Below are 21,033 nucleotides of genomic sequence, written 5' to 3' on the forward strand. Positions count from 1 at the left end.
CGATCGATCACGCCCGGCACGCCACGCACCGGCAATTCGCAACAGAACGCTGCGTCGCATTCCCGCCGTTCCAGGCGGGTTCAACTGCATCGACCGGCCACGTGTGCACCGGATCGCGGCGTGCCGGCCTCGGCGCTGAACACCCCATGCGGGTTCCCGATGGCCCGGTGAAGAGTTCACATCCCTTCAGATTTCGCCAATCGCGCATTCAGGAAGCGATCGTCAGCATGGCCCCGCCTTCCCGCAGAGGGAGGTCGCGGTCCCGGCCCCCGCCGGCCGCGACACGACACCCACCGGTCCGGCCGCGGGCGTCGACATCAAAAAGAAGAGGAGTATCCCCATGCTGAAGTTCCGTACCCATGCCCTGGCCCTCGCCACGCTCGCCGCCGTTGCGGCGGCCCCCGTCGCGTTCGCGCAGGATTCGTTCGCCCAGGGCGACACCGCGGCCGGCAAGCGCTTCTCGGTCGTCGGCGGCGCCACGCTGCTGCAGCCGAACAACGACACCGGCCGCAACGACGGCATCAAGGTCGATGGCGGCCCGGCGCCGACGGCGTCGTTCTCCTACAACTTCACCGACAACATCAGTGCCGAGCTGTGGGGCGCGCTGGATTCGTTCGACCACCGCGTCCGCGCCGACGGCGCGAAGATCGGCACCGTCGAGCAGCGTCCGCTGGCGCTGAGCGGCCAGTACCACTTCGGTGACGTGGACAACACCTTCCGCCCGTTTGTCGGCCTGGGCTATCACCACTCCAACATCGACAACGAAGACCTCAACCCGGGCGGCAACCACGTCTCGCTGACCACGCCCAAGGGCGCGATCGGCACGGTCGGTGTCGACATGAACATCACCCCGACCTGGTTCGCCCGTGCCGACGCGCGCTACCTGCGCAGCCGTGCGGACGTGCGCGAGGCGGGCGTCAACACGGGGCAGGAGCTCAAGCTCGACCCGTGGACCGTCGGTTTCGGTATCGGCGCGCGCTTCTGACCTCTCTCTCCAGAGTCGTGCACCAGGAAAGACCCGCTTCGGCGGGTCTTTTTTTTTGGGCCTGGCACCGCGTGCTTGAGGGTCGCTTCCCCGGGGCGCCCGGAATGCGAACGGGACACCGCGCGTCGTCAGCGGGCGCTGCGTGATCCGCTTGCCTCGTGTCCCGGCGACCGGCCGGCGTGAGCGGCCATGGCGACACGCCACGCCAGCCGTTGTGGGCGCCGGGTACGTGCGTGTTCGGGCGGGCTCCCACCGTTGCCGTCCAGGCGCGGCATGCGAATCCGATCACGGGCGCCTCCACCTGCCCCCGCCTCTCCCGCCGCGGGGATGCTCAACGCGGCGAACGTTGCGCCTGCCTCAGCGCAGCCACGGCCCCAGTCGCCACTGCAACAACACCGCGTAGGCGGCGTGGTAGCCGATCACCAGCCCCGCCACGGCGAACAGGCCGGCTGGCTCGCCCAACGGCCCCCAGGCCGCGAGCACCGCATGGTCGCCGCGCCAGCGCTCCCAGGCCTGCCAGATCGCGCCGAGCACACGGGCGACCACGATCAGCGTCAGCGCCAGCACCAGCCAGCGGTTCGGCGTGTACCAGACCTGGCCCGGCCGATGCTCGACCCGGGTCAGGACACAACCCAGCACGCCGGTCGCGAGCCCCGCGAGCACGCCGAGCGCGGCATACGGCAGGGCGTGGGCGACGAACAGCTGGGTGATCGCCATGCCGCCCAGGAACAGCACCGCCGACGCGGGAATCAACCACGCATTGAGCCGGGTGAGCCAGCGCAGGGGCTGGCGGCGCGAGGTACCGACGCGGTAGCGGTTCCACAACGCCAGCGGCCACAGCAGCAGCATCAGCGCGAACAGCGCCAGGGGGACGACGATCAGCAGCAGGAGTGGCATGGCGGTGCGGCGGGCTCGATGGACACTGGGCGGAACCCAAGATGATCCGCGATCGACCCGGGCGGCGCGATGACGGCGGCCGGCGTCAGGGTGGCGGCGTCGTGTCCGGGCGATGCGACGGCGGCACCGCCACCACCCGCTCGCGGCGGAACATGTACAGCCCGCTGGCGACGATGATGCCGGCGCCCAGCCAGGTCATGCCATCGGGCAGCACCTGCCAGACGAACAGATCCAGCAACACCACCCAGACCAGCGCGGTGTACTCGAGCGGCGCGACCTGGCTGGCCTCGCCCAGACGGAACGCATGCGTCAACGCGACCTGTCCCAGCGCGCCGGTCACGCCGATCAGCGCCAGCACCCACAGGTGCGCGACCTGCAGGGGTTGCCAGTCGCGCCAGGCCAGCACACCGGCGAACAGCGCCATCAGCACGAGAAACCAGAACACCAGGGCCTCGGGGCTGTCGCGCTGGGCCAGCGAACGCACCGCGATCGAGGCGATGGCGTAACACAGCGCGCCGCCGACCACGGCCAGTCCGGCCAGCGTCGCGACGCCCTCGCCGCTGGGCCGCAGCACCACCAGCACACCGACGACACCGACCGCGATCGCGGTCCAGCGACGCGGCCCGACCTTCTCGCCGAGCAGGGGCACGGCCAGCGCGGTCACCATCAGCGGGGAGACGAAGACGATCGCGTAGGCGGTCGACAGCGGCATCCGCGCCAGGCCGTAGACGAAGCCGGCGATCATGCCCACGCCGAGCGCGCCACGCAGCAGGTGCAGCGGCCAGTGGATGCGCAACAAGGTGCCCGCGCGGCCGCGCAGCACGATCCAGCCCAGCACCAGCGGCAACGTCGACAGACTGCGGAACACCGCCACCTGGAACGCCGGGTAATCCTCGGCGATCCATTTCATGCCCGCGTCCATGCCCGCGAACGCGAGCACCGCCAGCAGCATCCACATGGCGGCGACGCGGGGCTGGGTCGGGACGACGGTGCGGGCCATGGAGTGAGACGACCGGGACGGCCCGGCATCCTCGCATGGACGCCGGGACGGTCGCAGCCCGGTGTCAGCGGCCGAGCGTGGCGATGTCGATGACGAAGCGGTAGCGCACGTCGCCCTTGAGCATCCGCTCGTAGGCGGTGTTGATGTCGGCGATATCGATGATCTCGATGTCGGAGACGATGCCGTGCTCGGCGCAGAAGTCGAGCATCTCCTGGGTTTCGCGGATGCCGCCGATCAGCGAACCGGTCAGGCGACGGCGCTGCATGATCAGCGAGCCGGCGGCGACCGGCGCGGGCTGGTCGGGCACGCCGAGCAGGATCATCGTGCCGTCGACCTTCAGCAGCGACAGGTAGGCGTTGTAATCGTGCGGTGCGGAGACGCTGTCGACGATGAAGTCGAAGGTCTTGGCCAGGGTCTTGAATGTCGCGGGGTCACGCGTCGCGGCGAAGTCGTGCGCGCCGAGCTTCAGCGCGTCGTCGCGCTTGGACTCCGACGTGCTGAGCACGGTGACGCGCGCGCCCATCGCCACCGCGAACTTCACCGCCATGTGGCCGAGGCCGCCGAGGCCGACCACTGCGACCGCGTCGCCGGCCTTGACGCCGAAATGGCGCAGCGGCGAATAGGTGGTGATGCCCGCGCACAGCAACGGCGCTGCGGCGTCGAGCGGCAGGGCTTCGGGCACGCGCAGCACGTAGTCCTGGTCGACGGTGATGCGCGTCGAATAGCCGCCGTAGGTCGGGGCGCTGCCGTCGCGTTCCATCGCGTTGTAGGTGCTGGTCATGCCCTGCTCGCAGAACTGTTCCTCGCCGGCCTCGCACTGCGCGCACGACCGGCAGGAATCGACGAAGCAGCCGACGCCGACGGCATCGCCGACCTTGAACCGCGTGACGTCCGCGCCGACCTCGGCCACGCGGCCGACGATCTCGTGGCCCGGCACCATCGGGAAGATCGAGCCGCCCCACTCGTCGCGGACCTGGTGCAGGTCGGTATGGCAGACGCCGCAATAGGCGATGTCGATCAGGACCTCGCGGGCACGCGGTGCGCGACGCTGAATCGTCGTCGGGGCGAGCGGCGTGGTGGCATCGGCCGCGGCGTAGGCAGGGGTGTCGAGCATGGGGCGGGCTCCTGGCAGGAAGCCGGGTATTGTCGGCGCGGGACCGTTCGCGCAGCGTGGCGACGGACGGAACAGGCCATGCCACGGGTGCGGTACCCTGCGCGCTTTCGTCCCACCGCAGGTGCCCCATGCCCTCCTTCGACATCGTCTCGGAAGTCGACACCCACGAACTGACCAATGCCGTCGACCAGGCCAACCGCGAGCTCACCACGCGCTTCGACTTCAAGGGCGTGGACGCGGCATTCGAACTCGAGGACGCGGTGATCAAGCAGTCCGCGCCGAGCGATTTCCAGGTGCAGCAGATGACCGAGATCCTGCGCCAGCGCCTGGCCGCGCGGAAGATCGACATCAAGTGCCTCGAATTCGGCGACATCGAGACCAACCTCGCCGGCGCGCGGCAGACGGTGACCGTCAAGCAGGGCATCGAGCGCGATCTCGCGAAGAAGATCCAGACCACGCTCAAGACCGCCAAGCTGAAGGTCGACAGCCAGATCAACGGCGACAAGCTGCGCGTCACCGGCAAGAAGCGCGACGACCTGCAGGCGGCGATGGCGCTGCTGCGCGGCACCGATTTCGAGCTGCCGCTGCAGTTCGACAACTTCCGCGATTGAGTACCGCGATGCAGCGGACGGCCGATCCGATCGCCGATACCCGCGTGTGGCTGGAGCGCGCGGTCATCGGGCTGAACCTGTGCCCCTTCGCCAAGGCGGTGCTGGTCAAGGGCCAGGTGCGCTTCGTGCTGAGCGATGCGACCACGCCCGAGGCGCTCCTGGAGGAACTGGGCGAGGAACTGCTGCGCCTGCGCGACACGCCCGCGGCGGAGATCGACACCACTTTGATCGTGCATCCGCAGGTGCTCGGCGACTTCCTCGACTACAACGACTTCCTCGACGAGGCCGATGGGCTGGTCGAGGCGCTGGAACTCGACGGCGTGCTGCAGGTCGCCAGCTTCCATCCCGACTACCAGTTCGCCGGCACCGCGCCCGACGACATCACCAACTTCACCAACCGGGCGCCCTATCCCACCCTGCACCTGTTGCGCGAGGACAGCGTGGCACGCGCGGTGGATGCGTTTCCGGATCCCGATTCGATTCCCGACCGCAACATTCAGACCCTGGAGCGGCTCGGCCACGCCGGCTGGGCGCAGGTGTTCAGCGCGCCGGACTGAGGGCGGGCGCCCACTGCCCGCCGCATCCACGTATAGCGCGGCGGATCAACGGGCCAGCTCCGCGGCAGCGATGGACGGCGAGGCCGCGTGCAGATCCTGCGCCGCGGAGGCCTCCGGCAGGAATCGCGCGTGGGTCGCCAGACGCGCCTGCCCTTCGGCCAGCCATGCGGCCGCCTCCGGCGTATCGAGCAACGCGCGCGTGGCCCGGGTTGCATCCGCGGTGTCGCCGGACCGGACGGCCGACAGCAGCCGATCGAGCACCTGCCCGCCCTGCCCGGACCACACGGACGCGCGCGGCTCACCCGTCGACAGATCGCGCGCGTCGCGGTTCCCGCGCTGCAGCAAGGCGCGCGCGGCCGCCTCCTGCTCGGCGATGTGGCGGTCCAGACTCGGGATCATCGCCGAGCCCATGCCGTGCCGGCCGACCGCTTCGACCATGCCTGGCCCCATCTCACGCACCAGCTCGATCGCACCGGTCCAGTTCGCCATGCCCCGTGGCGCCTTCGGATCGAAGGTCAACGCCCCGGCCGACAGGACGCCCGTGATGCCGCCGAGGCCTGCGCCCAGGGTGGGGGCATGCGCGGTGGTCGAGGTGATCCGTGCGCCCACCACCTCGAGGCCAGCATCGAGCCGATCGCCGACGTAGACCAGCTGGCCGTGCGCCCGTGCGCCGGTCGCTTCGGTCCCGGTACGCAGGTGCCCGCCCACCTCACCCGCCAGCGCGCGGCGGGCCTGCGCGTCGTGCCCGCCCCGTTCGATCGCGGCTTGGCCGTCGGCGCGACCGCGCTCACGCGCCGCCTCTCCCGCTGCTTCGACGCGCTCCGCGCGCGCCTCGAAATTCTCGCGCCATCCGCCGGACACCGTGCCCGTGGCCTGCCCCAGCGTGCGCAGCAGGCCGCCCGGCGCCTGCGCGGCGGTCGACTGCGCCCAGCCCTGGGCATGATCGAGGGCGGCCTCGGCCCGCGCGCCCGTCATCCGCGCCTGTGCGCCGAATTCACCCAGGCCCAGCGCGCCGTGCTGGAGCGCCAGCCCGGCACCCCGGGACGTCCGCTCCAGGTGCAATCCGCTCACGCCCAGGGCCGAGCGGGTGGCATCGCCGGCCCCTTCGATCCCGAGTGCGGCCATGCGCCCGCCGTCGGCCACGGCCTGGCCGACGATGGCGCCGGTATTGGCGCCGCGCGCACCCAGCGCGAGCACAGTCAGCACCGGGCCACCCAATTGCTGCAGTTCACCCAGCGAGGCACGGTCCTCGCGCTCGACGAGCGCCCGCGCGTCCTCGGTCATCGCGACCAGCGCCGGCCTGCGCACGCCCGCCGCTTCCGGCAGATCCCGGATCAGCTGCGCCGTGTCGCCCGCCTGCAGACGGTCGAGGAAGGCGCGGACGGCCGGCTGTGAGGTTTCGGGCACCGCACCCACCAGACGGGCTTCGAGATAGTCGCGCCCTGCCGGGGTTCTGCGCATGGCGTCGACGGTGTTGGTCAACAGGATGTCCATCCGCATGCGCTGCAGATCGCTCATGCCGCGCAGCTCGGTCTGCACGCCGTCATTGAGCAGGTCGCCCTGCACCTGCCAGGCGGTGACGGTCTCGCGTGGGTCGTACAGCGGCAGGCCGCGCTCGCGCGCGAAGTCGCCCGCGGTCGCCGGATGCAGGCCTGCGGCATTGAAGGTGACCGCGCGCATGCCGGTGACCGCAGCCGCGGCGGAGGCCATGCCGCCGCCGAGACTGTGGCCGGCGAGATCGAATTCGATGCCCTGCGCCCGCAACGTCACCGCGAGCCGCATCGCACGATCGTAGTAGTCGGTCTGCAAGCCAAGTGATTGCGGGAGATTGTTCCCAAGAAAATCCTCCCTCGCAGTCTCACGCAGCACTCCGTTCTCCATGACCGCCCCGGTCGAGCCCTTGAAGACCACCGTCGGCTTGTAGCCCGGCCCCAACACCGCAGGGTCGGGCAGATAGATTTCGGCGCGAAATCCGGATCTCTCCGGCGCAAGCAGATCTCGGAGCTGGTCATCCGTCATAGAGAGTCCCGGAAGCGCAGCGCGCAGCGCGCCGAGGTCGGCAGTCGCACGAAACCAACCCCGCGGCGGAGCTCCAGCCTGCCGCGCCGCGTCGTAGCTGTCCTGGGACAGCAGCGCCATCTCCCGCGCGTGGTAGTCCGCCTGCAGGCGTGCGGCGGTGTCGGCGGCTTCGTCTGTCGCGCTTGTCCGCAATTCGGACAGCAGCCGTTGCCCTGCTTCGTGTCGTGACGTCATGTCGCGTCTCCCGTGTCGTCCATGTCGGGTAGGGGGATCCGGTCTTCCTCATGCGGAAAGCCGAACGTCTGTCGCATCCTTCGGTACTGCTCGGGCATCGGCGGACGTGCGATGCCGCGCGCCAGCAGCCAGCGCTGGCAGGCGATCTGCCAGCTCGGGTCATCGGGATCTCCCGGATGCCAGAAAACGCCTTCGATCGTATGCGAGTCGGGCGATCGCACTGGTTCACCGTAGGCATAATCGAGACTCGGATCGGCGCCGTGCTCAAGCAGCCAGTGCACCTTCGAGAATTCGCCGCTCGAGGCGTAATGGCCCATGATCGTGCCGCCCATTCCGGCGAGGACATTCACGTCGGCGCCGCGCTCGACAAGCACCTGCACATTGCGCCATTTGTTCTGCTTGATCAGCGCGTGGAACAGCAAGGCCTCATTGTTGGCATTGCGCGTATCGGGATCACCGCCATGATCCAGCAGAGTCTGTAGATAGACAGGGTCTTCCTGCTCGGCCGCCCAGACCATCGCGTTGGAATTGTTTCTGATTCCACGATCCCGGGTCTGATACGGCTTTACGACATTCGGATCGGCCCCGTTCTCCAGCATCGCGCGCAGCCCATCGGGATTCCCCCGATAGATCGGCCACGCCAGCAGCGGCGTGCCTGCGTTCGATCCCCAGAAGATCCCGTCGGGATCGACGCCTTCGTCGCGCATCAACCGCCGCACGGCGTCGGCATTCCCCGTCGCCGCTGCGACCGCCAGCGCCTGCGCCTTGGGGTCGTCGAAGGCGCGCGCCGCAGCGGCGCGTTCGCCCGCGGTGTCGGTCGAAGGCACTGCGAGTACACACGCGGTCAACACGCTTGCAGCGATGAGGGGAAGAGCGAGCCGCCACGCGCGCGCCGCCCGTCTCAAGCTGCTCCACCGGTGCCCGGCCATCCGGCCACGATCCGAACGAGTCCCTGTCGTCATTACCGATCCTTCGCGCATCCTGACGCAATCGGACCGACAGCCTAGCGCAGGCCGGTGAGCCGGGCGCGCAGGGGCCGGGCGTTCCTGGAAGACGCCGCACGGCGATCGATATAAAAATATGTTTATATGTTGGCATTCCCGCTCACCCGTTCGGACGCCACCCGATGCCGGACCACCATCATCACGAGCACGACCATGCGCACGGCCACAGCCATGCCCCGCCGGTCTCGTCGACCAACGAACGCGTGGTGCTGACCGGCTTCGTGCTGACCGCGGGTTTCATGCTGGTCGAGGTCGTCGGCGGGGTGCTGTCGGGCTCGCTGGCGCTGATCGCCGATGCCGGGCACATGCTGACCGACGCGGCCGCGCTGCTGCTGGCCTGGGTGGGGTTCCGGATCGGACGCCGCGCGTCGGACGCCCGGCGCACCTTCGGCTACATGCGGTTCGAGGTGCTGGCCGGGCTGGTCAACGCGCTCACGCTGTTCGCGCTGGTCGCCTGGATCGTCTGGGAGGCGGTCCAGCGCCTGCGCAGTCCCGGCGAGGTGCTGGCCGGGCCGATGCTGGTGGTCGCCGTGGTCGGGCTGCTGGTGAACTGTCTGGTGTTCTGGATCCTGCACCGCGGCGACCAGTCGCACGTCAACATCAAGGGCGCCACGCTGCACGTGCTCGGGGATCTGCTCGGCTCGGTCGCGGCGATCGTCGCCGCGCTGGTGATCCACTTCACCGGCTGGATGGCGATCGATCCGATCCTCTCGGTGCTGGTCTGCCTGCTGATCCTGCGCAGCGCCTGGGCGCTGCTGCGCGGCTCGTTCCACATCCTGATGGAAGGCACGCCGCCGGACGTCGACATCGACGTGCTGCGCCGGCATCTGCTCGACGCCGTGCCCGGCGTCGCGGCCGTGGACCACGTGCATGTCTGGTCGATCACGTCCGGTCGGGTGCTGGCGACGCTCGAACTGGCCCTGGCCGATGGCGCCGAGCCGGCGCAGGTCGTGCCCGCGGTCAAGCGCGCACTCGCCGAGCGCTTCGCGATCGGGCATGCGACCGTCGAGGTCGTGCACAGGCCGCAGGCGCCGTGCGCGCTGGAAACGCCGCGCCGCGGCGACGCACATGTGCACGATCACGCACATCACTACGATCACGGGGACAGGCCCGACCACACGCACGACGGGCCGCACGTGTCCGGCTCCGCGCGATGACCGCTGTCGACGATGCGCGCCTGGCGATCCTCGCCGAGACCTTCAAGCTGCTCGGCGATCCCACGCGTCTGCGCGTGCTGCTGACCTGTCTCGACGGCCCGGTCGCGGTCGGCGAGATCGCGCGTCGCACCGGTGCTTCACAGCCGCTGGTGAGCCATCACCTGCGCCTGCTGCGCGGCGCGCGGCTGGTGCGTGGCGAGCGTCAGGCGCGGCAGGTGCTGTACGAGGCCGACGACGCCCATGTGCAGGACATGCTGCGTGACATGCTCGACCACACCGGCGAGCACGACTGATCGGCGACCGATCGCCTCCGGGTACTCGCGCGGTTGGCCGCAGGCATGCGTGGGTGACGGGTGTTCGCGGTGCGCTACGCGACCTTCGGTCCAATCAGGTGCGCTTCGTGGGCGAAGTGCCACCGACACCCACCCATGTTGAACCGGTCAGCCTGCCGTCGCTGTCGACAACCACGGGGCGATCAGCGCCTGCGCCTCATCGAGCGACCCAACGATGCGATGCCCGAGCGCGCGCGCCTCATCGTCCGGTGCCAGCAGATCCGGCACTTGCACCGCGGTCATGCCTGCAGCGAGCGCGGCGCGCACGCCGGTCGGCGAGTCCTCCAGCACCAGACACTGCGACGGTGGCACACCGAGACGTTCGGCAGCGAGCAGATAGACATCCGGCGCGGGCTTGGGCTGCGCGACATCGCTGCTGGTGCAGACCTCGTCGAAATACGCGAGAAGTCCCGCTGCTGCCAGCTTGCGCTGCGCCAGCGGCGACCGCGTCGAGGTCGCGACCGCACGGGGCATGGCGTGCGTGACGAGCAACTCCAGCAAGGCGACGACGCCCGGTCGATGCGGCAGGCCGGCCTCGGCGATCGCGACATAACGCGCATGGCCGTCGTCAAGCAGCGCCGTGGCCGGACTCTCGCCGATGTGCCGGCCCAGGCGCGCACGGCAGACTGCGTCGGTGTGGCCGATTAAACACAGCCACCAGTCCGGATCGATGTCCAAGCGATGATCCAGCGCCGCGGCGCGCAACGAGTCGAGAATCGCGCGCTCGCTGTCGAGCAGCAGGCCGTCCATGTCGAAGATCACCGCCGCAGGCCGGAACGGCAGTGGCGCGACCTCAGTCATGGGCCGCCATCAGCGTCGCGATATCGCCTGCATCGAGCGCGCGCCATTCGCCTTCCGGCAGATCGCCCAGCGACAACCCGCCGACGCGGCTGCGGTGCAGCGCCGCGACGTGATTGCCGACCGCGGCGAACATGCGCCGCACCTGGTGGTAGCGGCCTTCGGTGATCGTCAGTCGCGCCTGGGTCGGAGCCAGCACCTCGAGCACTGCGGGTTTGAGCGGCGTGGTCTCCGACTCCAGCAGCATCGCGCCGCTGGCGAACAGCACGGCCTCGTTGCCGCGCAACGGCTCGGCCAGCGTGGCCTCGTAGACCTTCGGCAGTGCAGCCTTCGGCGAGATGATCCGGTGCAGCAGCTGGCCGTCATCGGTGAACAGCAGCAGGCCGCTGGTCTCGCGATCGAGCCGGCCGACACTCGACAGCGCCGGCGAGCGCAGCCGGAAACGCGGCGGCAGCAGGTCATAGACGAGGCGGCCGATGTCCTTGTTCGAGCACGTGTAGCCGGCCGGCTTGTGCAGCATCAGGGTCAGGCCCTGCGGCGGATCCAGCGGCTCGCCGTCGACACGCACATCGTCGTGGCCGACCTGGTCGTCGGCGTACAGCACGTCTCCGGCCGCATCGGTCACCCGGCCTTCGCGAAACATCCACGTCACCTGCTTGCGGCTGCCGTAGCCCAGATTGGCGAGCAGTTTGACCAGCTTCATGCGCGGTGCCTCGCCGGGGTCGCGCGTGCGCGCACCGCGTGGATCACCTTGAACGCGCCACTGGACGCCACCTCGTTGACCTCGCCGAACCGCGCATCGAGCACGTCCTCGTACGGGAGATGCCGATTGGCGACCAGCCACAGCGCACCGCCGGGCTTCAACGCGACCGCGGCAGCGCCGATGAACGCACGGCCGATATCGGGCCGGCCCTCACGGCCATGCGCATGGAACGGCGGATTGCTGACGATGACGTCATACCCTTGCGGCACGCCGGTGGTGACGTCGTGCCAGTGATAAGCCAGCGTCGCGCCTGCGCCGAGTGCAGCCAGGTTCTGGCGCGCCAGTGTCAGCGCGCGGCCCTCGGCTTCGAAGACGTCCAGCGCGGTGATGCCCTGGCAACGCTGCAGCAGTTCCGCCGACAGATACCCGTAGCCGGCGCCCAGATCGGCGCCGCGCCCGGCCAATGTCGTCGGCAGGTGCGAGGCCAGCAACGCGGACGCGGGATCGATGCGGTCCCAGGCGAACACGCCGGGGCGGCTCTGGAACCGACCATCGAGCACGTCGCGCGCGCGGTCCAGCGTGGACCAGGTGTCGACCAGCGCGGTGTCCACAGTGTCGCCGGCCTGCGCCCAGAACACGCGGCATTTGTGCTTTGACAGCGCACCGATGTTGCCGGCGAGCTTCGCGAGATCGTCCTGCGCGGACTTCGCGCCCTCGTCGTTGGCGACGCTCGCCAGCACCCAGCCACCCGGCGTCACGGCCTGCAGCGCGCGTGCCAGCACCGCGCGCGATTCGTCGCGCTGGCGCGGCGGCAGCACCAGCACCAGCGGCTTGCGCGGCAATACGACGTCGCCTTCGTCGCCTGGCAACACATCGAGGCCGGCGCGCTGCAAGGCCGCATGCAGCGGCTTGAAGCTCTGTTCGCAGACCAGGCCCGGCCAGCGACCACCGGTCGTGGGCACACCCGGACGTGCGCGCAGGAACAGCGCGCCCTCGTCGGGCCAGGCGAGCTGGCGCTGTTCGAGCGGCAGGAACAGGGCATCGAGTGCGGGATCGGACATCGGCGGGGACAGGACGGGACGGCCGTGGATTCTCCCGGCCCCGCCGGTGCGCCGGCCGCGCCCGGCTTCGCACGCGCCGCGAACGCGAGATTGATGAAACCGCAACATCCCTGTCTGCACGATGGCGACGCACCCCACAGAGGAGATCTCCATGCCCATCCACGCCCTGTTCGTTGGCGGCACGATCGACAACAGCGAGCTCGATCTCGACGGCGCCGAGCCGCCGCATCGCTATCCGCCCGACACCGGCGGCGGCCAGTCGCGGTACCGCCTCCACGCGATCGGGAGGCGCGATGACGAGGTCGTCTATGCGGTCTACGGCGGGCCGGACATCGCGCATGAGGATGTGCAGCGCGTCAGCGAGGAGCGTGAGTACGCACGGCGGTTCGAGGCCGAGGAGACCATCGTCGGCTGAACCCGACGCGCGCCCGGCACTCGTTGCCGGGCGCGCGTGGTCATCACTCCTGCAGCGCGCGCAGCGTCACCGATGGCGGCGCGTCCAGCACCTTGCGCGTCGCCCACAGGCCGGCCAGCAACGTCATCAACACGCCGATGCCGCCACCCACCGCGGCGAGTGCCCAGTTCGGCGTCCACGGCAGGTCGAACACCTGCACCGCAATCACGCCGGCCAGCACCGAGGCCGCGATCGACGCCACCAGTCCCGCCAGCAGTCCGATCGCCGCGAATTCCGACGCCTGCGCCAGCCTCAGCTGCGCCCGCTTGCCGCCGAGCACGCGCATGACGCCGCCTTCGAGCAGGCGCTCGTCCTGGCTGGCGCTGACCGCCGCCAGCAGCACCAGCACGCCGGCCGCGAGCGAGAACCAGAACACCACCTGCACCACCGTCGAGACCTGGTCGGCGGTGCTGCGCACCTGGGTCAGCACCGCGTCGATGTCGACCACCGACAGGTTCGGGAACTGCTGCACCAGGTTCGCGGTGAAGCGCGACGCTTCGGGCGGCACGCGGACCGCGGTGATGTGGCTCGCCGGATACGCATCCAGCGCGCCGGGTGAGGCGACGACGAAGAAGTTCGGCCGGAAACTCTCCCACTCGATGCTGCGGAAACTCGTGATCGGCGCCTCGAACCGCTGGCCTGCGATGTCGAAGACGATGCGGTCGCCGAGCTGCCAGCCGAGATCCTTGGCGAAGCCTTCCTCGACCGAGATCTCCGGCGCGGCCGGCGGCGTGTCGCCCCAGAACGCGCCGGCGGTGACCCGGTTGTCGTCGCGCAGGTCGCCCTGCATCGAGAGGTTGAACTCGCGCTCGGCGCGACGCTGGGCCTGGCGGTCCTGCGCCTCGTCGCCGCTGCGGCCGGCGTAATCATCGCCGCGTACGGGCTCGCCATTCCGCTCGACCAGGCGCGCGCGGATCATCGGGAACAGCACCGGCGCATCCACACCCTGATCGGCGATGAAGGCGCGCACCGGATCGAGCTGGTCGGGCTGTACGTTGATGATGAAGCGGTTCGGCGCGTCCTGGCCGATCGCGAGCTGCCAGCGGTCGAGCAGATCGGTGCGCACGAAGGTCAGCAGCAACAGCGCCATCAGGCCGAGGCCGAGCGCGGTGACCTGGGCGACGCTGGTGCCGGCGCGCCGGCTCACATTCGCCAGGCCATAACGCAGGCTGCCGCGCAGCCGCGTGCGCAGGGCGCGCACCAGCAGGATCAGGCCCCAGGCCAGCAGTGCGAGCACGGCGAACGTTGCCGCGATGCCGGCGAGCATCGCGCCACCCAGCGTCGCCGAGCCGGCCTTCCACCACAGCAATGCGGCGAGGCCGACGAACCCGGCGCCGCCGACCAGCCACGCACTCGGCTCGAAACCGCCGAGATCGCGCCGCAGCACGCGCAGCGCCGGCACGCGACGCAACGCCAGCACCGGCGGCGCACCGAAGGCCATCAGCACGACGAGGCCGACGCCGTAGCCCTGCAGCGCCGGCATCAGCCCGGCCGACGGGATCGACAGGCCCAGCAGCGATTCCAGCCAGCGGCCGATGCCCCACTGCAGGCCGAAGGCGATGACGACGCCCAGCGTGCAGGCGATCACGCCGAGCAGCAGCAGTTCGCCGACGTGGATGCCGACCAGGGTGCGCTGCTGCGCGCCCATGCAGCGCATCACCGCGACCGAGGTCAGATGCCGGGCCGAGTGCTGGCGCGCGGCCATCGCGACGGCGACCGCGGCGAGGATCACCGAGACCAGCGCGGCGAGGCCGAGGAAGCGACCGGCGCGATCGAGCGACGAACGCACTTCCGGGCGCGCATCGCCGATGGTTTCCACGCGCTGGCCGCGACCGAGATTCGCGCGCGCAACCGTGGCGAAACCATCGACTGCATTCGCGTCACCGGCGATCACCAGGCGATAGCGGATGCGGCTGCCCGGCTGGATCAGGCCGGTGGCCTCGAGATCGGACAGGTGCAGGAACACCTTCGGCGCGACGTTGAAGTAATCGATCGACGCATCCGGTTCCTGCAGCACCAGCGCGGTCAGCCGGAAGCTGCGGTCGCCGAGGAACACGGTGTCGCCGACCGACGCGCCCAGCGTGTCGGCGCCGGCGCGGCTCATCCACGCGGTGCCGGGCTCGGGCACAGCCTCGGCATCGCGCTCGACGCCATCGGCGCCGGCGATGCGGAAACTGCCGCGCAGCGGAAAGCCATCGCCGAGCGCGCGTACGTCGCCCAGTTGCAGCGTTGCGGTGTCGCCCGCGCCGACGCGGATCATGCTGTCGAGCTCGATCGTGTCGACGGCTTCGAGCCCGGCTGCGGTCGACGCATCGCGGATCGCGCCCTCGATCGGCGCATCGCCACGCACGACCGCGTCGCCGCCGAGCAGGCGGTTGGCTTCGATCGCCAGCGCGCGTTCGGCGCGATCGGTGACGAAGCCGACCGCGGTCACCGCGACGACCGCGAGCACCAGCGCGGCGAACAGGATGCGGATGTCGCCCGCCTTGAAATCGCGGCGCAGCTGGCGCCACGCGAGCGCGGCGGTCCTCATGCGGTCATCGCCTCGTCGGCGACCAGGCGCCCGCTGTCGATGCGCAGGCGGCGTTTGCAGCGCTGCGCCAGATGATCGTCGTGGGTGACCAGCACCAGCGTCGTGCCGGCATCGGCATTGAGCGCGAACAGCAGTTCGATGATCGACTGGCCGGTCGCGGTATCGAGGTTGCCGGTGGGCTCGTCGGCGAACAGCAGCGACGGCCGGGTCACGAACGCACGCGCCAGTGCCACGCGCTGCTGCTCGCCACCGGAGAGCTGGCGCGGGTAGTGGCCGAGGCGCTCGCCGAGGCCCACGCGCGCGAGCACGTCGCGCGCCGGCCCGTCCACCTCGCGATCGCCACGCAGTTCCAGCGGCAGCATCACGTTCTCCAGCGCGGTCAGCGACGGCAGCAACTGGAAGCTCTGGAACACGAAGCCGACCTTCTCGCCGCGCACCTTCGCGCGGCCGTCCTCGTCGAGCGTCGAGATCGGTGCGCCATCGAGCACCACCGTGCCGGTGCTCGGCGTATCGAGGCCGGCGAGCAGCGACAGCAGCGTGCTCTTGCCCGACCCCGACGCGCCGACGATCGCCACCGTGTCGCCATGGCCGATCTGGAAGCCCACGTCCTGCAGGATCGTCAGTTCGCCCGACGGCAGCGAGACGCGCTTGCCCAGCGCGTCGACGATGAGGGCGTGGCGGGTTTCAGCCTGCGCTGGGTTTGAATCGGCCATGATGTTCCTTTGTGCGCCTGCACGAGCGGCAGCCATCTTCGAAGACGGGGTTTAAACAATGATTAAGCGCGTCCGGTATGGGGCCTTCCGCGCCTCCATGCAATGTGCCATCGGTTGCCTTCTGCTGTTGTGTGCGTTCATCGCGCAGGCGCAGAGCGCTTCCCCGGCGGCTTCGCCCGCCACCGCGACGAAGACGGTGCTGGTCATGGGAGATTCGCTGTCCGCCGGCTACGGCATGTCCGCGGACCAGGGCTGGGTGAGCCTGCTCGAGCGGCGCCTGCAGCGCGACGCGCCCGGCTGGCGGGTCGTCAACGGCAGCATTTCCGGCGAAACCAGCGCCGGCGGCGCGTCGCGGATCGTGCAGGCGGTGGTGCGCGAGCGGCCGGCGGTGGTGGTCATTGCGCTCGGTGCCAACGACGGCCTGCGCGGCCTGCCGCTGGCCGAGGCCCGCCGCAACCTGGCGCGGATGATCGGCGCCTCCCAGCATGTCGGCGCGCAGGTGCTGCTGGTCGGCATGCGCATGCCGCCGAACCTCGGCACCGAGTACACCGCCGGGTTCGAGGCCAATTACCGCCTGCTCGCCGACACCTTCGACGTGGCGCTGCTGCCGTTCCTGCTCGAGCCCATCGCCACCGACCGCGCGAATTTCCAGGACGACAACCTGCACCCCACGGTCGAGGCGCAGACGAAGATCCTGGATCACGTCTGGCCTGCGTTGCGCCCGCTGCTGCGCTGAGCGCCGGACCGGCGCATCGCGCCCGGCATAGCGGAACCGCCGGGGCGCTCGACGACACGACAGCGGCGGCGCGTGGTGCGCCGCCCTGTACTCAGGGATCCCGCGCCAGCAGCGGCCACGGATTCACCGGCGCTCCCGTCCACCACTGCTTCTCCGGCGTGAGCCGGAACACCGCGAAATGCAGGTGGGGCGCTGAGGGATCGGCATTTCCGGTGCTGCCCACCGTGCCCAGCACGTCACCGCGGCGCACCTGCATGCCCTCCGTGAGACCCGGTGCATAGGCCTGCAGGTGGGCGTAGTAGTAGCTCCAGGTGCCTGTGGGGTCGAACTGGTAGATCGTCAGGCCGCCGCGGTCGCTGGTGAACAGTTTTTCGATGCGGCCGTCGGCCGCTGCGAGCACCGGCGTGCCTTCGGGCGCCATGACATCGAGGGCTTCGTGGCGGCGCTCATCACCGCGGGCGTCGTCGAAGGTGTCGTGGACATCGGCGACGTCGATGCCCTGCACCGGCAGCAGCAGACGGGCCGGATGCGCGTTCGGGTCCGACGCCGCTGCGCCCGCGTCGATGGCCTGCGCAGGCATCGACGCCGCCGGCGGCGTCGTGCGGAGGTCCGGCGCCGGGCCCGCATCGGTGTCCGGCGGCGTGACCGCTGCCATCGCCTCCGTCGGACCGGACGCGACAGCCGCTGACTGTGATGTCACCGGCGTCGTCGGCGACCGCCACACGAACACCACCACGTTCACGAGCAGCAGCACCGCCACCAGGGCGAACCACAGACCGGTCCGGCGCATGGCTTACTCCTCCAGGACGGCCGTCATGCCCGGGCGCACCACCTCGGCCACCCGGCGCGCGCTCCAGTTGGTCATGCGGATGCAGCCGTGCGACTGGGTCTTGCCGATGTTCTGCGGCTCGGGGGTGCCGTGGATGCCGTAATGCGGCTTGGACAGATCGATCCACACCGTGCCCACCGGATTGTTGGGGCCGGGCGGCAGCACCGCCTTCGCGTGCGCGGGGTCGGCATCCCAGAACAGCTCGGGGTTGTAATGGAAGGTCGGGTCGATGGCGACGCCGTCGATCGTCCAGTCGCCGATCGGCAGCGGATCGCGATCGCTGCCGGTCGATGCGGGGAACTGGGCGAACACCGCGCCCTCGGCATCGACGAGCCGGACCACCGAGTCGGACTTGCTCACGACCACGCGGTCCGGCGTCGCCAGCGGCGCCGCATCGGCCACATTGGGGACCAGGATGCGCTGGCCGGCTGCGAATTCGACCCCGGGATTGAGCCGCTGCAACAGCGCGGGCGCCGCGTGGAAACGCTCGCCCAGCGCTTCGAGCGCGCTTTCGAAGCCCAGTGCGTCGAGCTTGGACTTCTCCATCATGTCCTCGGGCAGCGGACGCATCGGGCCGGCCAGCTCGTCGGCGCCGATCGTGTGCGTGACCAGTGCCGCCGGCGCATCGGCCGTCAACGCCTGCCAGGTCTCGGCATCCAGCGCACCGCTTGGCGTCAGCCCGCGGTGGCGCTGGAAGGCGGCCAGCGCACGCGTGGTGTTGGTGCCGCCGCGGGCGTCGATCTCGCCGGGCGAGAAATGCGCGCGGTCCAGCAGCACCTGCGCACGCAGCAGCGCGGCATCGCCGGAATCGTGCGCAGCGGCGTTCACGGTGTCGGCATCGAGCGCCGTGTCCTCGGCCAGCGCTGCGTGCAGCGGCAGGCAGGCGACGAGCAGCGCGAAGCACCAGCGCAGCGCGCGCGGGATATGACGTGGGGACATGCGACCTCCAGCGGATCCGGGAGCGGACGTGGCCCGCATCCTGCCGTCTGACGGCGCACCTTCGGTGTGAAGCTGTCGGCGTCGGCGCTCAGTGCGCCTGGCAGCGGAGGAAGGCCGAACCGTCGAGCCAGGCGCCGTCGCGCGCATAGGCGAACAGCAATTGCCCATCCTTCAACGCGTCGATCACCGGCCGCGCCGCCGCGCTACGGACCGCGGGGCAGCCCCAGCTGCGGCCAAGCCGGCCCTGGCGCCGCGCCTGCTCGGGGTCCACGTAGTCGGCGCCGTGCATGACGATCAGGCGCTCGCGGGCGCGGTCGTTGATGCCGGGTTCGAGCCCGTCCATGCGCAGCGAATACCCGTTCTCGCCGGTATAGGTCTCGGCCGTCGCGAACAGGCCCAGGCTGGACTGGTGGCTGCCTTCGTCGTTGGAAAACGCGTCCGGCACGTCGTCGCCGCTGCCGCGCCCGTGCGCGACGTGCTCGGCATGCAGCAGGCGCGCGGCGGGCACGTCGAACACCCACAGCCGCACTTCGGTGGACGGCCGCGTGTAGTCGATCACCGCGAGTTTCGGCCCCACCCTGCGCGCACGGGCGGCGCAGGTGCGTGCCGTCAGCGCCAGCGCCAGCACTGACCGGTCGAGCCCGGGCGCCGCGGCCGACAGGCGATCGAGCAGCGCATCGGCATGCGCTGGCGTGACGAGCAACAGGCCCAGCAGAAGGAGGGTCAGATGACGCATGCCGCCAGCTTACGCCGCAGGCCTGAGCGACGACTGGACGGCAGGCGACCAGTGCCCCGGCACGGCCGACCGCCCTTCGACCGGCCCGGACCCTTGATTGCCGGTTAAGCCCCTGCGGCGCATGATCGATCTCCAGCCATACACGGTGCGGGCCTGCCCGCACGCACGGGAGAATCCGGATGAACCGTTCCCTGCCTCTGCTGCTCGCCGCCGCGCTGAGTGCCATCGCGGCACCCGCGCTCGCCGGCCGCGACGTCACCGATCCCGAACTGCCACGCAGCCTCACCGGCGACAGTCCGGTCGCGGTGCAGTGGACCGACCCGGAAGCGTTCTCCGACATCCGCCTCAGCGGCAACCGCTGGGAAGCGCGTCGCGGCGACTGGGTCGAGCAGATCGCCCGCTACGTGCGCCAGCGCGCGGAGCGTGAGTTGCCGGCCGGCAGCACCCTCGACGTGACGATCCGCGACATCCGCCGCGCCGGCATGTACGAGCCCTGGCGCGGCCCGCGGATGGACCATGTACGGATCATCAAGGACCACTACCCGCCGCGCATCGACCTCGATTTCGTCCTGCGTGACGCCGACGGCGCGGTCGTCGCGGAAGGCCCGCGCGAACTGCGCGACATGGGCTTTCTCAGCCGCGCCGGCGGCGCGATGAACAGCGATGCGCTTCGGTATGAGAAGCAGTTGATCGACGACTGGCTGCGCCGCGATCTTCGGCCGGCGATCGCGCAACGCTGAAGATTGGGTCGACTGGAGAGAGCCGCGCAATCGCGCGGCTTTTTTTTATGCGCGAAGCATCGCTTCCGGTCGACGATGGACGGATCCCCGTGCGTGGACTGATCCAGCCCGCAGCCGCCTGCAGGATCGTTGCAGGCACTCGGCTGTCGGCCTTGCCCTCGACACTGTTTTGGCGGCGTTCGCTGCGGCTCCTGCTCCAGCTCGAGAGTTCGCTTCGGCTCTGGCTTCGGCTCTAGCTTTCGCTTTCGCTTTGGCTTTGGCTTTGGCTTTGGCTTTGGCTTTGGCTTTGGCTTTGGCTTTGGCTTTGGCTTCCAGCGTTTGACGTTCGAGCCGTAAAGCGAGCCGAGCATCGCAGGGCGGCGGGGCCGAAGAGCAGCCCATGTCTGAGCGCAGCGAGTTTGGGCTGCGTGCCCCGTTGCCCGAGAAGCGCAGGGGCCCGCCGCGGCTGTATCGCGGCGGATCGCGTCCGGCGATGGCGGTTTTGCTTACTTTTGACAAGACAAAAGTAAGCCGCGCGAACAGCGCGGAAGCTCTGTTGTTCACGTCCAGCGTTGGCTTCAAGGGAAAACAGGCTAAAACAAGTGCAAGGCTTTCGCCCGCTTGCGCGTGCGAGTTCCTTTTTGAAGGACCAAAAAGGAACCAAAAAGTCCCTTCGCCGGGCGCGAGCCGACGCAGCTGCGCCGCGCCGGTCCCCTCCGCTCCTCGCCTGACGCGGCACGCAGCCCAAACTCGCTGCGCTCAGACATGGGCTGCTCTCCGGCCGCGTCAGACTGCGGTGCTCGGCTCGCTTAACGGCTCGAACGTCAAATGCTGGAAGCCAAAGCCAAAGCCAAAGCCGAGGCCAAAGCCAAGGCCAGATCCAAAGCCAGATCCAAAGCCAG

21 protein-coding genes are annotated in these 21,033 nt (G+C 69.9%); 8 read left to right on the plus strand and 13 right to left on the minus strand.

Going from position 1 to position 21,033, the window contains the following annotated elements:
• The first annotated feature begins 340 nt into the window (after positions 1-340).
• Positions 341-985 carry an OmpW family protein gene (locus ACF3M1_RS14755; RefSeq protein ID WP_394001894.1) on the plus strand — a complete coding sequence of 215 codons (645 nt, stop codon included), beginning with the start codon at positions 341-343 and terminating at the stop codon, positions 983-985.
• Positions 986-1,342: 357 nt separating this feature from the next.
• Here ACF3M1_RS14755 and ACF3M1_RS14760 read toward each other — a convergent pair whose 3' ends face one another.
• The 3 genes from ACF3M1_RS14760 to ACF3M1_RS14770 all read right to left on the minus strand — a co-directional run bounded on the left by ACF3M1_RS14760 (position 1,343) and on the right by ACF3M1_RS14770 (position 3,996).
• On the minus strand, positions 1,343-1,882 hold the full coding sequence (locus tag ACF3M1_RS14760; protein WP_394001896.1) for a DUF1453 domain-containing protein: 540 nt from the start codon (positions 1,880-1,882) through the stop codon (positions 1,343-1,345).
• 85 nt (positions 1,883-1,967) lie between these two features.
• Positions 1,968-2,882: a DMT family transporter gene (locus tag ACF3M1_RS14765; RefSeq protein ID WP_394001898.1), complete on the minus strand. Its 915-nt coding sequence runs from the start codon at positions 2,880-2,882 to the stop codon at positions 1,968-1,970.
• Positions 2,883-2,946: 64 nt separating this feature from the next.
• Positions 2,947-3,996 (minus strand): NAD(P)-dependent alcohol dehydrogenase, encoded by a 1,050-nt coding sequence (locus ACF3M1_RS14770; RefSeq protein WP_394001900.1) that lies wholly within the window; start codon positions 3,994-3,996, stop codon positions 2,947-2,949.
• Between the two features lie 128 nt (positions 3,997-4,124).
• Here ACF3M1_RS14770 and ACF3M1_RS14775 point away from each other — a divergent pair, with 128 nt between their 5' ends.
• Positions 4,125-4,607, plus strand: coding sequence for a YajQ family cyclic di-GMP-binding protein (locus ACF3M1_RS14775; protein WP_180545750.1), 483 nt, complete (start codon positions 4,125-4,127; stop codon positions 4,605-4,607).
• An 8-nt stretch (positions 4,608-4,615) separates the two neighbouring features.
• A complete protein-coding gene (locus tag ACF3M1_RS14780) occupies positions 4,616-5,164 on the plus strand; it encodes a DUF1415 domain-containing protein (protein ID WP_394001902.1) in 549 nt (182 codons plus the stop codon).
• Positions 5,165-5,209: 45 nt separating this feature from the next.
• Here ACF3M1_RS14780 and ACF3M1_RS14785 read toward each other — a convergent pair whose 3' ends face one another.
• Entirely contained in the window at positions 5,210-7,417 is a 2,208-nt protein-coding gene (locus ACF3M1_RS14785) for a phospholipase (protein ID WP_394001904.1), read from the minus strand.
• Positions 7,414-8,244 (minus strand): ankyrin repeat domain-containing protein, encoded by an 831-nt coding sequence (locus ACF3M1_RS14790; RefSeq protein ID WP_394001906.1) that lies wholly within the window; start codon positions 8,242-8,244, stop codon positions 7,414-7,416. Before ACF3M1_RS14790 ends, ACF3M1_RS14785 begins: the two co-directional genes overlap by 4 nt.
• A gap of 299 nt (positions 8,245-8,543) precedes the next feature.
• Here ACF3M1_RS14790 and ACF3M1_RS14795 point away from each other — a divergent pair, with 299 nt between their 5' ends.
• Together ACF3M1_RS14795 and ACF3M1_RS14800 are read left to right on the plus strand one after the other, a co-directional pair.
• Positions 8,544-9,578 (plus strand): cation diffusion facilitator family transporter, encoded by a 1,035-nt coding sequence (locus ACF3M1_RS14795; protein ID WP_394001908.1) that lies wholly within the window; start codon positions 8,544-8,546, stop codon positions 9,576-9,578.
• The gene (locus ACF3M1_RS14800) at positions 9,575-9,871 is read left to right on the plus strand and encodes an ArsR/SmtB family transcription factor (RefSeq protein ID WP_394001910.1); all 297 of its coding nucleotides are present in this window, start codon (positions 9,575-9,577) and stop codon (positions 9,869-9,871) included. Before ACF3M1_RS14795 ends, ACF3M1_RS14800 begins: the two co-directional genes overlap by 4 nt.
• Before the next feature lie 147 nt (positions 9,872-10,018).
• On the opposite strand, the gene ACF3M1_RS14805 is transcribed toward ACF3M1_RS14800, so the two are convergent.
• From ACF3M1_RS14805 to ACF3M1_RS14815, 3 genes are read right to left on the minus strand one after another with little or no spacing between them, the layout of a single operon-like run.
• Positions 10,019-10,711, minus strand: coding sequence for an HAD family hydrolase (locus ACF3M1_RS14805; protein ID WP_394001912.1), 693 nt, complete (start codon positions 10,709-10,711; stop codon positions 10,019-10,021).
• Entirely contained in the window at positions 10,704-11,411 is a 708-nt protein-coding gene (locus ACF3M1_RS14810; RefSeq protein ID WP_394001913.1) for a pseudouridine synthase, read from the minus strand. The genes ACF3M1_RS14805 and ACF3M1_RS14810 overlap by 8 nt, the downstream gene beginning before the upstream one ends.
• Positions 11,408-12,472 (minus strand): class I SAM-dependent methyltransferase, encoded by a 1,065-nt coding sequence (locus tag ACF3M1_RS14815; RefSeq protein WP_394001914.1) that lies wholly within the window; start codon positions 12,470-12,472, stop codon positions 11,408-11,410. The genes ACF3M1_RS14810 and ACF3M1_RS14815 overlap by 4 nt, the downstream gene beginning before the upstream one ends.
• Before the next feature lie 157 nt (positions 12,473-12,629).
• On the opposite strand from ACF3M1_RS14815, the gene ACF3M1_RS14820 reads away from it, so the two are divergent.
• The gene (locus ACF3M1_RS14820; protein ID WP_394005289.1) at positions 12,630-12,887 is read left to right on the plus strand and encodes a hypothetical protein; all 258 of its coding nucleotides are present in this window, start codon (positions 12,630-12,632) and stop codon (positions 12,885-12,887) included.
• Positions 12,888-12,930: 43 nt separating this feature from the next.
• Here the strand turns inward: ACF3M1_RS14820 and ACF3M1_RS14825 are convergent, their stop codons facing one another.
• Together ACF3M1_RS14825 and ACF3M1_RS14830 are read right to left on the minus strand one after the other, a co-directional pair.
• Positions 12,931-15,459 (minus strand): ABC transporter permease, encoded by a 2,529-nt coding sequence (locus tag ACF3M1_RS14825; protein WP_394001916.1) that lies wholly within the window; start codon positions 15,457-15,459, stop codon positions 12,931-12,933.
• Positions 15,456-16,172, minus strand: a complete 717-nt coding sequence (locus tag ACF3M1_RS14830; protein WP_394001918.1) for an ABC transporter ATP-binding protein — start codon at positions 16,170-16,172, stop codon at positions 15,456-15,458. Before ACF3M1_RS14830 ends, ACF3M1_RS14825 begins: the two co-directional genes overlap by 4 nt.
• A 205-nt stretch (positions 16,173-16,377) precedes the next feature.
• On the opposite strand from ACF3M1_RS14830, the gene ACF3M1_RS14835 reads away from it, so the two are divergent.
• On the plus strand, positions 16,378-16,908 hold the full coding sequence (locus ACF3M1_RS14835; protein ID WP_394001920.1) for an arylesterase: 531 nt from the start codon (positions 16,378-16,380) through the stop codon (positions 16,906-16,908).
• A 91-nt stretch (positions 16,909-16,999) separates the two neighbouring features.
• Here ACF3M1_RS14835 and ACF3M1_RS14840 read toward each other — a convergent pair whose 3' ends face one another.
• From ACF3M1_RS14840 to ACF3M1_RS14850, 3 genes are all read right to left on the minus strand, one after another.
• A complete protein-coding gene (locus tag ACF3M1_RS14840; RefSeq protein ID WP_394001921.1) occupies positions 17,000-17,698 on the minus strand; it encodes a M23 family metallopeptidase in 699 nt (232 codons plus the stop codon).
• 3 nt (positions 17,699-17,701) lie between these two features.
• A complete protein-coding gene (locus ACF3M1_RS14845) occupies positions 17,702-18,676 on the minus strand; it encodes a L,D-transpeptidase (protein WP_394001923.1) in 975 nt (324 codons plus the stop codon).
• A gap of 88 nt (positions 18,677-18,764) precedes the next feature.
• Positions 18,765-19,412 carry a murein L,D-transpeptidase catalytic domain family protein gene (locus tag ACF3M1_RS14850; RefSeq protein ID WP_394001925.1) on the minus strand — a complete coding sequence of 216 codons (648 nt, stop codon included), beginning with the start codon at positions 19,410-19,412 and terminating at the stop codon, positions 18,765-18,767.
• 179 nt (positions 19,413-19,591) lie between these two features.
• Here ACF3M1_RS14850 and ACF3M1_RS14855 point away from each other — a divergent pair, with 179 nt between their 5' ends.
• Complete coding sequence (locus ACF3M1_RS14855) at positions 19,592-20,152, plus strand: DUF3016 domain-containing protein (RefSeq protein ID WP_394001927.1); 561 nt, start codon at positions 19,592-19,594, stop codon at positions 20,150-20,152.
• The last annotated feature ends 881 nt before the right edge of the window (positions 20,153-21,033 follow it).

It is taken from the genome of Luteimonas sp. WGS1318 (assembly GCF_043187535.1).
GTDB lineage: Bacteria > Pseudomonadota > Gammaproteobacteria > Xanthomonadales > Xanthomonadaceae > Luteimonas.